Source organism: Falsiroseomonas sp. CW058 (assembly GCF_050563535.1).
Classification (GTDB): domain Bacteria; phylum Pseudomonadota; class Alphaproteobacteria; order Acetobacterales; family Acetobacteraceae; genus Falsiroseomonas.
Genome location: NZ_JBNXUO010000042.1, coordinates 1 through 12,796, shown reverse-complemented (window position 1 = coordinate 12,796; position 12,796 = coordinate 1). Strand labels below are relative to the sequence as shown.

Here is a 12,796-nt window from a genome sequence, read left to right as displayed (position 1 = left end):
GCGGGACGCTACCCGGCCGGGTCTTCCATCCGCAGGTCGGGCTCCGCCTCGTCCTCCGCATGCAGCCGGTCGAGCGGGATGGTCAGCGTGCAGCACAGCCCTTCCGCCTTCCAGCTGCGCTCGACCCGGCCGCGCAGCTGGTCGCCGATGGAGGCGTCGATGACGCGGGTGCCGAAGCCGCGGCGCTCCGGCGTGTCGCGCAGCGGCGGGCCGCCCTGCTCCCGCCAGGTCACCACCACCGCACCCGCCGCCTCCGGCACTTCCCACCCCACCTCGACCCGCCCGGCCGAACCGGCGGAGAGCGCGCCGTATTTCGCCGCGTTCACCGCCAGTTCGTGCAGCGCGATGGCCAGCGGCTGCACCGCGCCCGGCCGCAGGCGCAGCGGCGGGCCGGAGATGCGGACGCGCGGCGGCTGGTCGCCTTCCGCCTCCGGCAGCGCCAGGTAGGGCGCAAGCTCGCCCCGCACCAGGTCGTCGAGCGCGACATCCCCCCAGGCCCGGCGCGACAGCAGGTCATGCGCGCGGCCGAGCGCGGCGATGCGGGTGGAGACGGCGGCGGCGAAGCTCTCCGGGTCGCCCGCGCGGGTCAGCCGCACCACGGCCTGCACGACGGCAAGCATGTTCTTCGCGCGGTGGTTCACCTCGCGCGCCAGCAGCATCCGCGCCTCCTCCGCGCGGCGCCGGCCGTCGACATCCTCCACCACGCCGATCCACTCGGCCGCGTCCGGGTCGCCGCCGGGGGACGGCACCAGCACCGCGCGCGCGCGGCACCAGCGCACCGTGCCGTCCGCGCGGGCGACGCGGAACTCCACGTCGAGCGGCCGCCCGTCTGCGACCGCGCGGCTCCATGCGACGGAGACGCGGCCGCGGTCCTCCGGCACCACCGCGACCAGCCACGCATGGGCGCTGCCGGCGACATCGGCCATGCTCTCGCCCGCGAAGGCGGTCCAACCCTCAAGCGCGGTGATGCGGCCGTCGCGCGCGGCCTGCCACACGGCGATCGCGCCCGCCTCGGTCAGGGCGCGGTGGCGCCGTTCGCTCGCGGCCAGTGCGCGCGCGGCCTCCCGCTCGGCCGTCCTGTGGGCGTCGCGCTCCCCCTCCATCGCGCGGACCAGCGCCAGCGCCTGCGCCTCCTCGCGCCGGATCCAGCGGTTCCAGACCCGCAGCGACAGCCAGGTGCCGGCCACCGCGACGATGGCGACGCCCCCGCACCAGATGATGTAGTCCGCGAGCAACCCTGTCGCCCCTCCCTGCGGCCCGGCCGTCAGCGCGGCTGCGCCAGCAGGCGGCCGGCGATGAGGGCGATGCGCGGGCCGTGGCGCATCAGGCCGATCGCGGTCCCCAGGCTGGCGATCATCGTCACGGTGCAGACGGCGGCGTCCACCCAGTAGGCCGCGCCGCCCAGGAACAGCGTCGCCACCCGCGTCAGGTGGGAGGTGCCGCAGGCCAGGATGAAGACCAGGAACATCACCATCACCGACCGGAAGGGCAGCAGCTCCACCCGGCGCAGGAAGCGCCAGATCGCGAAGGGGATGGCGAAGTAGGCCATCGCGACGCCGAGGTTGGTGACCACCTCCACCGCGATGATGGCGGGGTCGTAGAGCAGGCAGATGGCGTGCGGGGCGTAGCCGCCCCAGGCCTGGACGATCTCATAGGTCAGGCGGGAGATGGCCTCTGTCATGGCCTGTTTCCTTCACGCGGGCAAGGTGCGGGCGCAGGCGGAGGCGCGCTGGTCCGCAGCGTCGTTGTCACCGGAACCGGAAGGTGTCGCATGGAACGCGTCCCGTCCGGGCATGGGCGGCCCTTCAGTTCTTCGTCACCGCGCGCGGCGCGGTCATGCCGCGACCGGCGGCGGCGTGTAGGCCATGCGTTCCCTCGCCCGGATCGCGGCGTCGCCGCCGTGCTGGGCGATCATGCGCGCCTGCGCCGCCTTGGCGGCCGCGTCCACCGCCTCGGGGTCGAGCATGGCGCGCAGCCGCGCCTCCAGCTCGCGCAGCAGCGCCGCATGGGCGGGATCGGCGGCCAGGTCGCGCAGCTCCTCCGGATCGGCGTCGAGGTCGAAGAGCTGCGGCGCCGCGCCGACGTAATGGACGTATTTGTGCCGCGGCGTGCGCAGCATGAAGACGCCGTCGGGGCAGTAGGTGTGCAGCTCCGACAGCGCCGCGCGGTCCTGCGTGGGCCGCCCCGCGAGGTCGAGCAGCGACGCGCCGGGCAGGCCGAGCTCCGCGGCCGCGTCCCCCGCCCCCACCGCGTCCAGGATGGTGGCGGACAAGTCGCACAGCGTCACCGGCGTGGCGCAGCGCCCGCCCCGCGGCACGTCCGGGCCGGCCATGATCATAGGGATGCCCGCGCTTTCCTCGTACATCGTGCACTTCCCCCAGAGGCCGCGCGCGCCGAGGTTGTCGCCATGGTCCGAGGTGTAGACCACCCGCGTGCCGGCCGAGAGCCCCGCCTCATCCAGCGCCGACAGGATCTTGCCGACATTCTCGTCCATGAAGGACACCAGGCCGTGGTAGCCCGCCAGCGCGCGCTGCAGGTCGGCCTCGTCCCGGAAGTGGCGGCGGTGGTCGGACCGCCGGCCATAGCCGCGCAGCCAGGGATGCGGCAGGCGTTCCTCCTCCGGCGCGTCCCACAGCTTCGGGCGCGGAAGCGCCGCCCCGGCATAGCGGTAGTAGTGCTCGGGCGGCGCGGTCAGCGGGAAGTGCGGCGCCACCATGGATACGAACAGCACCCAGGGCCTGTCGCGGTGCTTCCGCGCGCTTTCCCGCAGCCAGACCTGCGCGGCGGCGGCGACGCGGCGGTCGTAGAGCGTGTATTCGCTCTCCCCCGGGCCGGCCTGCGCCAGCAGCTTTCGCGCCGCCGTCTCCCGCACGTCGTCGGGGTCGCGGATCAGCATGGTGACGTCGCCGGTGCCGCCGGTGATCTGCATCGGCAGGATGGTCTCGGCGAAGCCGTAATCCTGCCCGGCATGCCCCTGGTAGTGCAGCTTGCCGATGCTGGCCGTGTGGTGGCCGCGCGCGCGCAGCGCCTGCGGCCAGCCGGGCATCGCGCCGTCATAGGCGATGGCGTTGTCCCAGCACCGGCTGCGGTGGACGGGCTGGCCGGTGTGGAAGGCGCCGCGCGCGGGGACGCAGATCGGGCTGGGGGTGTAGGCCGCGTCGAAGCGCGTGCCGCGCCCGGCCAGCGCATCGAGGTTCGGCGTCCGCACCACCGGGTGCCCCGCCGCGCCGAGCAGCTTCCGGTTGTGCTCGTCCGACATGATGACGAGCAGGTTGTGCGGCTTGGCCATCTGCCTGCGTGCCCCCTTATGGTCGCGAAGCCTCGACCCGCCGCGGGCGCCTTGTCAACGCGGGGCGGATGCGGGGAATGGGCGATGCTCTACCCCAGCGCGTGCAGCACGTCCTTCACCGCGCCGAGCACGCTGCGCGTGGTGGAGAACAGCGTGATGAACTCGTAGCCGATCAGGAACAGGCCCAGCACGACCAGGGCCGGCGCCCGGCGTTCCAGCGCCGCGTACCAGTCCTCCAGCAGCCGCGGCCGGCCGATGCGCGAGATCGCCCAGGTCACGACCGTCCCGAAGGCCGCGCCCGCCAGTAGATCCGTCAGGTAGTGGTAGCCGAAATACAGCCGCGGGAAGGCCACGACGAGCGCGGCCCACAACGCCGAGACGACGCCGATCCGCCAGGAGAAGGCCCAGGCCGCCGTGGCCAGCGCCGCCGCCAGGATCGCGTGGTCCGACGGCAGGGAACTCCACTCCGCCAGGTTCGGCAGATCGTGGATCGGCGGGAAGTGGAAGTCGGGCAGGCCGATGCGCGGGCGGTCGCGCGGCGGCATCCCGTCCTGGAGGCCCCGACCGATGCCGATGGCCAGCACGACGCCGAGTAGCGTGAAGGTGACGCGGCGCAGCCGCGCCCGGTCCGTCTCGTCCGGCCGCTGTCCCATCCAGGCATAGAGCGCGAGCCCCACGGGCACGCCGAACTTCACCATCGGCACGGTGAGCAGCAGGCGCAACGCCCAGTCGATGAAGAGCGACCTGTGCGCGATACCTTCCACGAGCGCGAGTCCGGCGGCATCGACCACGTTGACATCCACGGCACACGCCTTCCCCATGCATATGCGCGCGACGTTATGGACGGCGCCACCGGACCGCAATCGAAGCGTCACGCAAACGAATGCGAGCCGCGCCCGTGCACGGCTTCGTGCTGCGGGCCGCGGATGCGCCCAGCCTCCGGGCCGCGCGGATTCAGTCGCGCAGGCGCATCAGCCCCTGCCCGCCCAGCAGCCCCGACACGCCCGCGCCCATGCCCATGGCGCGCCGCGCGAACATCGCCTTCAGCCGCGGCAGCCGGTCCACCGCGGCGATGCCGATGCGCCGCGCCAGCCGCAGCGGCGGCAGGTCGTTGCCGAACAGCCTCTCCAGCGCATGCGTGGCGCCCAGCATCAGCGCGGCATCCGGCCGCGCGCGGCGGTCGTAGCGACGCAGCACCTCGGGCGCTCCGGGGTCCTCGCCCGCCGCCACCGCCTCGATCACCACCTCGGCCAGGGCGGCGACGTCGCGGAAGCCGAGGTTGAGGCCCTGCCCCGCGATCGGGTGGATGCCATGCGCCGCATCGCCCACCAGCGCGAGCCGCGTGTCCGTGAAGCGCTCCGCCCACAGCGCCGACAACGGATAGGACCAGCGCCGGCCGATCGGCCGGATCGCGCCGAGATGATCGCCCAGCCGCCGCGCCAGTTCCCGCCCGAAGGCGGCATCGTCCATCGCCAGGAAATGCCGCGCCAGCGCCGTGCGGTCCGACCAGACGAAGGCCGAGGCATGCGGCAGCGCCGCGCTGCCGAAGCCGCCCGGCCCGGCCAGCGGCAGCTGTGCGAAGGGTCCGTTCGGCAGGAACATCTCGAGCGCGGTGGCGCGGTGCGGGCGCTCATGCGCGAAGGCGCCCACCATGCCGGTCTGGCCGTAGTCCCAGCGCGTCACGCCGATGCCGGCGGCCCGGCGCAGCGGGCTCTCCCGCCCCTCGGCGCCGACCACGAGCCGCGCGCGGATCAGCGGGCCGCCGGCCACCCGCACCTCCGCGCCCCCTGCGCCGCGCGTCACCGCCGCGGCGGCGGGGGCGAAGACCGAGAGGCCGGGCAGCGAGGGCAGGCGCGCGTTCAGCGCGACGCGCAGCGACCGCGCCTCCACCATCCAGCCGAAGGGCTCCTCTCCCACCTCCTCCGCCGCGAAGTCGAGCCGGAGGGAGGAGGGGCGGCGGCCGGGCGCGCCGTCGGCGACGCGGATGCGCAGGATCTCCTGCGGCGGCGCGGGCAGGTGGTCCCACACCCCGGCGGCCCGAAGCAGGCGCTGGCTGGTCAGCGCGACGGCATAGGCGCGGCCGTCGAATTCCGGCAGTTCCATGGGCGGCAGGGGCGCGCGGTCCACCACCGCGACCGGCAGCCCCGCCGCGGCGAGGGTGGCGGCGAGGGTGGCGCCCACCGGCCCCGCGCCGATGACGCAGGCCGTGACGTCGAGCGTGTCTGTCATGCCCGGAAGGTCGCGTTCCCCGCCCGTTTCGGCAAGGGCGAGGCAATTGCCCAGACAATAGGCAGCAACCCTGGCGCGAAAGCGGGCAGCCGCGGCTCCGGCGGGCCGGAAGCCGCGGCCGGCGGCGCGGCGGGCGCCGTGGCACGGGTCTTGGATCGGTGCGCCCGCGACTTCCGTGCAAAGGGGATGGCGGGCCGATGAAGCTGGTGATGGCGATCATCAAGCCCTTCAAGCTGGACGAGGTGCGCGACGCGCTCACCCCGCTCGGCGTGCAGGGCCTGACGGTGACCGAGGTGAAGGGATTCGGGCGGCAGAAGGGCCAGACCGAGATCTACCGAGGCGCCGAGTACCATGTGAGCTTCCTGCCGAAGCTCAAGATCGAGGTGGCGGTCGCGGCCGAGATGGCGGACGCCGTGGTCGAGGCGATCGCGGGCGCCGCGCGCACCGGCAAGATCGGCGACGGCAAGATCTTCGTGCTCGACGTGGAACGCGCGCTGCGCATCCGCACGGGCGAGAGCGACGGGGCGGCGCTGTGATGCGGGCCGCCGGGGATACGGACAGGGGGATGACGGGGATGAAGACGCTCGCGCGCGCGCTCGCGCTCGCGCTGCCGGCGGTGCTCGCGGCCGGCACCGCCTTCGCGCAGGACGCGAAGATCGACACGGGCGACACGGCCTGGATGCTCACCAGCACGGCGATCGTGCTGATGATGACGGTGCCGGGCCTGGCGCTGTTCTATGCGGGGATGGTCCGCAAGAAGAACGTGCTGGCGACCATGATGCAGTCCTTCGCGGCCTGCGCGCTGGTGGCGGTGCTGTGGATGGTGCTGGGCTACAGCCTGGCCTTCGGCGAGGGCAATGCCTGGATCGGCGACCTGTCGCGCCTGCTGATGCGCGGCATGGCGGAAGGCTGGGACAAGCCCTTCACGCTGGGCAGCGGCGACGCCGCGGTCGCGACGACGATCCCCGAGAGCGTCTTCGCGACCTTCCAGATGACCTTCGCCATCATCACCGCCGCGCTCATCACCGGCGCCATCGCGGACCGCATGAAGTTCTCCGCGCTGATGCTGTTCCTGACGATGTGGACGCTCGCGGTCTATTCGCCGGTGGCGCATTGGGTGTGGCACCCGAATGGCTGGATCTTCGCGCTCGGCGCGCTCGACTTCGCGGGCGGCACGGTGGTCCACATCAATGCGGGCGTGGCGGGGCTGGTGGCGGCCATCGTGCTCGGCAAGCGGGTGGGCTACGGCACCGACAACATGTCGCCCTACAACCTGGCCTTCGCCGTGATCGGCGCGAGCCTGCTGTGGGTGGGCTGGTTCGGCTTCAACGCGGGCTCCGCCGTCGGCGCGGGCGCGCGGGCGGGCATGGCGATGCTGGTGACGCAGGTCGCCGCCGCGGGCGCGGTGCTGGCCTGGCTGGTGGCGGAATGGGCGACCAAGGGGAAGCCCAGCGTGCTCGGCGCCATCTCCGGCGCGGTGGCGGGGCTGGTCGCCATCACGCCGGCAGCGGGCTTCGTGCTTCCGGGCTCCGCGCTGGTGATCGGCCTGGTCGCCGGCATGGCGGGCTTCTGGGGCGCGACCGCGCTGAAGCACTGGTGCGGCTACGACGACAGCCTGGACGCCTTCGGCGTGCACGGCGTCTGCGGCATCGCCGGCGCACTGCTGACGGGCGTCTTCGCCTATGGCCCGCTCTCGGCCAGCACGGCGACGCCGGAGGGATACGGCGCGTCGGTGGCGCAGCTCATGACGCAGCTCTACGCGGTGGTGGCGGTCTTCGCCTTCACGGCGGTGATGACCTTCGTCCTGCTGAAGATCGTCGACGCCGTGGTCGGCCTGCGCGTGACGGAGGAGGAGGAGCGCGAGGGCCTCGACGTCGTGCTCCATGGCGAGCGGATCGGCTGATAGCGGCCGCATCGCCCTGCACGGGACGGGCGCCGGGGTCTCCCCGGCGCCCTTTTCGCGTCGCGCCTCCTGCGCCCGCCTAGGCCTTGCGGGCCAGCGGGCAGGTGCTGAGGCCGAGCAGCGCATAGGCCGGGCAGGTGCCGGCCAGGCCGGTGGCCAGCGGCACCAGCCCCACCAGCCCCCACCACCCCAGCGGCCCGAAGGCGCCGAGCGCGAGCAGGACGACGCCCGCGACGACGCGCAGGGTCCGGTCGATGCCGCCGACATTGCTGGCCATGGTGGTCTCTCCTTGCCTCGGCCGCGGCGGGGGTGCCGCGCGTGGCGCATCAGGCCATGGCCGCGCCCGGCGCGTCGGTGACGAAGTCACGCGCCCCTTGCGGCACGCCCCCGCCGCCGCGTAAGGCCCGCCGCATGGCCCGCCTTCCCCCCATCCCCGACGACGCGCTGGAGGAACGCTTCCTCCGCGCCTCCGGCCCCGGCGGCCAGAACGTCAACAAGGTGGAGACCGCGGTGGAGCTGCGGCTGGACCTGGCGCGCTACGACCTGCCGGAGCCGGTGCTGCGCCGCCTGACGGCGCTGGCCGGCCGGCGCATCACGGGCGAAGGCGTGCTGGTCATCCAGGCCCAGGCGCACCGCACGCAGGACCGCAACCGCGCCGAGGCGCGCGAGAGGCTGGACGAGCTGCTGGCCCGCGCCGCCGCCCCACCGCCGCCGCCGCGGCGCGCCACCAAGCCGACGCGGGCGAGCAAGGAACGGCGGCTGGAAGGCAAGGCGCGGCGGTCGGACGTGAAGAAGCTGCGCGGGCGCAGGCCGGGGACGGATTAGGCGGGCGACCTCAGGCGCTTTTCTTCCCGCTGCCCGGGCGCGCCATGTTGGCGTGCTGGTGCGCCGTGACGCTCGCCGGCAGCACGTCGCTCATCGCGGTCATCACCTTGTTCATCATGCCGTGCACGATGTCGGCGTCGCCGCGCATCATCGCGTCCCAGCCGGTCTTCGCGACATCCGCCGGGTCGTCCTTGCGCGCGGTGCCGACCTTGGTGTCCTGCATCCCCGCGCGGTCGAAGAATTCCGTCTCCGTCGCGCCGGGCATCAGCAGCGTCACCGTCACGCCGGTGTCCTTCATCTCCTCCCGGATCGCGACCGCCAGGCTGTCGATGAAGGCCTTGCTGCCGTTGTAGACGGCCTGGAAGGCGCCGGGCTGGTAGCCGGCGATCGACCCCGTCACCAGGATCCGCCCCGCCCCGGCGGACCGCATCATGCGGCCGAGCCGGTGCAGCAGGTAGACCGTGCCGGTGACGTTGGTGTCGATGACGTGGCGGATGTCCGCCCACTCCTGGTCCAGGAACCCCTGGCCCAGCCCGTGCCCCGCATTGGCGCAGAGCACCGCGACCGGCCGGGTGCCGATCGCCGCGACCAGCCGGTCCACGCCCTCGGTCGTGGCGAGGTCGGCTTCCACCGTCTCCACCGCCGCGCCCTCGGCGCGGAGTTCGGCGGCGGCCTGCGCCGTCGGGCGGTCGGCCGCGATGATGAGGTCGTGGCCGGCCCGCGCCGCGATCCGGGCGAGTTCGAGGCCGATGCCGGAGGATGCGCCGGTGACGACCGCGAGAGGGCGGCCGGTGGCGGGAACGTCGATCATGGAAGGGGCTCCGTCGGAGGGGGACCGGCCCTCAACACCCGCCGCCGGGCGGCGTTCGGAATCGTGACGCGGCCGGCGCACGCCGCCGGCCGTCACCCCCCCTCCGCCCGGCGCAGCAGCGCCGCCCGGTCGCGGATCTCGACGGTGCCGCGCCCGACCTCCACCAGCCCCTCCCGCGCCAGCGCGGCCAGGCGGCGCGTCACCACTTCCCGCGCCGTGCCGACCTCGACCGCAAGCTCCGCCTGCGTCGCCGCGACCTCCCGCCCGCCATGGGCCAGCAGCGCCTCCGCCAGGCGGCGGTCGACGCTGCGGAAGGACAGCGCCTCGATCCGGGCCATCAGCCCCGCCAGCCGGGTGCCGAAGCCGGCCAGGACGAAGGCGCGGAAGCCCGCGCTGTCCGCCACCAGCGATTCGAAGGCGGGGCGCGGCAGGACCAGCCCCTCCACCGCCGTTTCGGCCCGGCCCTCGGCGGCATAGCTGTCGCCGCTGAACAGGCAGGCGGTGGTCAGCAGGCAGGCCTCCCCCGGCGCCACGCGGTAGAGCAGCAGCGCGTGCCCATCCTCCGCCACCAGATCCACCCGGACCCTGCCGCGGCCGAGCATGACGAAGCCGCCGCAGGGGTCGCCGGGGTGGAACAGCACCGCCCCGGCCGGCACGGCCAGGCGCTGCGCCGCGGCCGCGATGCGCACCCGGGTGCCGGCATCGAGCCCGGCGGGGATTGCGTCCGACATGCCACAACCCTGGACCGGACCGCCCCCGGACGGAAGCGTCCCGTGCAATCCGAACGGGTTCGCGTGTATATTGGAAGGGGGAATTGAGGTTCGGGGGACGGATGCCGCGCGCCATCGAGGGTCGCAGCCCGGGTGTCATGGGGGATCGGCTGGCGGCGGCGGGGCGGCGCTTCGCCTCGCCCGCCGTCAAGGCCGCGATCCGGCGCCGGGCGGCGGAGATGCTGGCCCTGGTGCTGGTGCTGGCCGGGCTGGTCGCCGCCGTGGCGCTGGCGAGCTACGACCCGGCCGATCCCTCCCTCTCGACCGCCACCGGGCGGCGGGTGGGGAACCTGGCCGGGCCGGCCGGCGCCATCCTCTCCGACATCCTGCTGCAGGGGGTGGGCTTCGCCGCCTGGCTGCCGGTGGCCTGCCTGATGACCTGGGCCTGGCGGCTGGCGATGCACAAGGGGCTGGCGCCCTTCGTGCTGCGGCTGGCCTGCCTGCTGGCCGGGCTGCCGCTGCTCGCCGCCTCGCTCACGCTGCTGCCGCTGCCGGAAGGCGCGCCCGCCCATGCGGGACCTGGCGGCGCCGCGGGACCTGCCATCGCGGAGGCGGTGCTCGGCCTGCTCGGCGACATCCTCGGGCCGGTGGGGGAGGGCATCGCCCATCTCGTCGTCTTCGGCGTCACGGCGCTGCTGCTGTTCGTGGCGCTCGGCCTCACGCTCGGCGAATGGCGGCGGGCGGGGGGCGCGGCGGGGGCGGTGGCCGTCACCGCGGCGACGGGCGCGGGCCATGCCGCGCGCTACGCGGCGGATGGCGCGCGGCGGTCCGGCCTGCCCTCCCGCGTCGCGGGCGCTGCCGGGCGGGCGCTGGCCTGGCCCTTCCGCGCCGGCTTCGCCGCGCTGCGCCGCCGGAAGGAGGCGACCCCCGCCCTGTCGGAACTGCTGCGGCGCGCCGACGAACAGGCGGAAGCCGGCCCGGTGCCGGGCGCGGTGCTGCGCCGGAAGGAGCCGTCCTTCGGCGTCCCCATCGTCACGCGGGAGATGGCGCCGGACGCCGCGGTACCGCCGCCCCATGCCGGCCCCGCCCCGGTGCCGGCCCCGGCCGGCGGGAAGAAGCCGCCCGCCCCGGCCCCCCGCGTCGCCGACCGCGCCGCGCCGCCGAAGCCCGCCGCCGGTACGCGGCAGGGCAGCCTCGACCTGCCGGACGGCACCTGGCGCTTCCCGCCGCTGTCGCTGCTGGCCGCCCCCCCCGCCCGCCGCGGCACCGGCCCGTCCGAGGAGGCGTTGCAGGGCAATGCCCGGATGCTGGAGACGGTGCTGGAGGATTACGGCGTGCGCGGCCGCATCGCCGAGATCCGCCCCGGCCCGGTGGTGACGCTGTACGAGCTGGAACCCGCGCCAGGCACCAAGTCCGCCCGCGTCATCGGGCTGGCCGACGACATCGCGCGGTCCATGTCGGTCACCGCCGTCCGCATCGCCACCGTGCCCGGCCGCAACGTCATCGGCATCGAGCTGCCGAACGCCCGGCGGGAAACGGTGCTGCTGAGCGAGCTGCTCGGCGCCGAGGACTGGGCGCGCAACCCGGGCAAGCTGAACCTCGCCCTCGGCAAGGACATCGGCGGCGGGCCGGTTATCGCCGACCTCGCGCGGATGCCGCACCTCCTGATCGCGGGCACCACCGGGTCGGGCAAGTCGGTGGCGGTGAACACGATGATCCTGTCGCTGCTCTACCGCCACAGCCCGGACGAATGCCGCTTCATCATGATCGACCCGAAGATGCTGGAACTGTCGGTCTACGACCGCATCCCGCACCTGCTCGCGCCCGTGGTGACGGAGCCGCCGAAAGCGATCGGCGCGCTGAAATGGACGGTGCGGGAGATGGAGCGCCGCTACCGGTCCATGTCGCAGCTCGGCGTCCGGAACATCGGCGGCTACAACGAGAAGGTCGCCGCCGCGCGCCAGCGGGGCGAGGTGCTGACGCGCCGCGTGCAGGTGGGCTTCGACCCCGACACCAATCGCCCCCTGTTCGAGGACCAGCCCCTCGCGCTCGAACCCCTGCCGATGATCGTGGTCATCATCGACGAGGTGGCGGACCTGATGATGGTGGCCGGCAAGGAGATCGAGGCGGCGGTGCAGCGGCTGGCGCAGATGGCGCGCGCGGCGGGCATCCACGTCATCATGGCGACCCAGCGCCCGTCGGTGGACGTCATCACCGGCACCATCAAGGCCAACTTCCCGACCCGCATCAGCTTCCAGGTGACGTCGAAGATCGACAGCCGGACGATCCTGGGCGAGATGGGCGCCGAACAGCTCCTCGGGCAGGGCGACATGCTGCACATGGCGGGCGGCGGGCGGATCAGCCGCGTCCATGGCCCCTTCGTCTCCGACGCCGAGGTGGAGGCCATCGTGAACTTCCTGCGCGAGCAGGGGGAGCCTGCCTATGTGGACGAGGTCACCGAGGTCGAGGAGGAGGACGGCGAGGGCGGCGCGTCCGGGCTGCTCGGCGGCAACACCGATGGCGAGGCCTCGCTCTACGACCAGGCGGTGGCAGTGGTCACGCGGGAGGGCAAGGCGAGCACCAGCTTCATCCAGCGCCACCTCAACATCGGCTACAACCGCGCCGCCAAGCTGATCGAGCAGATGGAGAAGCAGGGCGTGGTCAGCCCGGCGAACCATGTCGGCAAGCGCGAGGTGCTGGCGCCGGGGCCGCGGGAGTAGGCGGCACGGGGAGTTCCGGGGAAGGCGCCGCCTTCCCCGGACCCCATCCGCCAGGAGGCTTAGCCTCCTGGACCTCAATCGGTTGAGCGTGGGAAGGGAGGGGGCTTCAGGCCCCCTCCCTTCCCACGCTGAAACCCCATGGGTTCCAAGGGGCCACTGCCCCTTGGCAGGGAGGGTCCGGGAGGGACGGCGTCCCTCCCGGGGCAGCCGGCCCCCCCCCCCCCCCCCCCCCCCCCCCCCCCCCCCCCCCCCCCCCCCCCCCCCCCCCGCCCCCCCCCCCCCCCCCCCCCCCCCCCCCCCGCCCCCCGC

General features: G+C 74.2%; 12 protein-coding genes. 4 read left to right on the top strand and 8 right to left on the bottom strand.

Annotated features, from left to right (window positions below; translation table 11 throughout):
- Nucleotides 1-8: 8 nt before the first annotated feature.
- The 5 genes from ACK8OX_RS22800 to ACK8OX_RS22780 form a co-directional block, all read right to left on the bottom strand.
- Nucleotides 9-1,235, bottom strand: coding sequence for an HWE histidine kinase domain-containing protein (locus tag ACK8OX_RS22800; protein ID WP_430666565.1), 1,227 nt, complete (start codon nt 1,233-1,235; stop codon nt 9-11).
- 29 nt (nt 1,236-1,264) lie between these two features.
- The gene (locus tag ACK8OX_RS22795; RefSeq protein WP_430666564.1) at nt 1,265-1,681 is read right to left on the bottom strand and encodes a hypothetical protein; all 417 of its coding nucleotides are present in this window, start codon (nt 1,679-1,681) and stop codon (nt 1,265-1,267) included.
- Between the two features lie 153 nt (nt 1,682-1,834).
- Complete coding sequence (locus tag ACK8OX_RS22790) at nt 1,835-3,289, bottom strand: sulfatase-like hydrolase/transferase (protein ID WP_430666563.1); 1,455 nt, start codon at nt 3,287-3,289, stop codon at nt 1,835-1,837.
- 89 nt (nt 3,290-3,378) lie between these two features.
- Complete coding sequence (locus ACK8OX_RS22785; protein ID WP_430666562.1) at nt 3,379-4,092, bottom strand: phosphatase PAP2 family protein; 714 nt, start codon at nt 4,090-4,092, stop codon at nt 3,379-3,381.
- Between the two features lie 151 nt (nt 4,093-4,243).
- Nucleotides 4,244-5,518 (bottom strand): UbiH/UbiF/VisC/COQ6 family ubiquinone biosynthesis hydroxylase, encoded by a 1,275-nt coding sequence (locus tag ACK8OX_RS22780; RefSeq protein WP_430666561.1) that lies wholly within the window; start codon nt 5,516-5,518, stop codon nt 4,244-4,246.
- Between the two features lie 197 nt (nt 5,519-5,715).
- Between ACK8OX_RS22780 and ACK8OX_RS22775 the strand changes: the two genes are divergently transcribed.
- Entirely contained in the window at nt 5,716-6,054 is a 339-nt protein-coding gene (locus ACK8OX_RS22775) for a P-II family nitrogen regulator (RefSeq protein ID WP_430666560.1), read from the top strand.
- Between the two features lie 38 nt (nt 6,055-6,092).
- Entirely contained in the window at nt 6,093-7,421 is a 1,329-nt protein-coding gene (locus ACK8OX_RS22770; RefSeq protein WP_430666559.1) for an ammonium transporter, read from the top strand.
- Nucleotides 7,422-7,500: 79 nt separating this feature from the next.
- Here the strand turns inward: ACK8OX_RS22770 and ACK8OX_RS22765 are convergent, their stop codons facing one another.
- Nucleotides 7,501-7,698 (bottom strand): YgaP family membrane protein, encoded by a 198-nt coding sequence (locus ACK8OX_RS22765; protein ID WP_430666558.1) that lies wholly within the window; start codon nt 7,696-7,698, stop codon nt 7,501-7,503.
- A 134-nt stretch (nt 7,699-7,832) separates the two neighbouring features.
- Here ACK8OX_RS22765 and arfB point away from each other — a divergent pair, with 134 nt between their 5' ends.
- Complete coding sequence (arfB, locus tag ACK8OX_RS22760) at nt 7,833-8,246, top strand: alternative ribosome rescue aminoacyl-tRNA hydrolase ArfB (RefSeq protein ID WP_430666557.1); 414 nt, start codon at nt 7,833-7,835, stop codon at nt 8,244-8,246.
- Nucleotides 8,247-8,256: 10 nt separating this feature from the next.
- On the opposite strand, the gene ACK8OX_RS22755 is transcribed toward arfB, so the two are convergent.
- The gene (locus tag ACK8OX_RS22755) at nt 8,257-9,057 is read right to left on the bottom strand and encodes an SDR family NAD(P)-dependent oxidoreductase (protein ID WP_430666556.1); all 801 of its coding nucleotides are present in this window, start codon (nt 9,055-9,057) and stop codon (nt 8,257-8,259) included.
- Nucleotides 9,058-9,149: 92 nt separating this feature from the next.
- On the bottom strand, nt 9,150-9,788 hold the full coding sequence (locus tag ACK8OX_RS22750; protein WP_430666555.1) for a Crp/Fnr family transcriptional regulator: 639 nt from the start codon (nt 9,786-9,788) through the stop codon (nt 9,150-9,152).
- Between the two features lie 101 nt (nt 9,789-9,889).
- Here ACK8OX_RS22750 and ACK8OX_RS22745 point away from each other — a divergent pair, with 101 nt between their 5' ends.
- Nucleotides 9,890-12,487, top strand: coding sequence for a DNA translocase FtsK 4TM domain-containing protein (locus ACK8OX_RS22745; protein WP_430666554.1), 2,598 nt, complete (start codon nt 9,890-9,892; stop codon nt 12,485-12,487).
- The last annotated feature ends 309 nt before the right edge of the window (nt 12,488-12,796 follow it).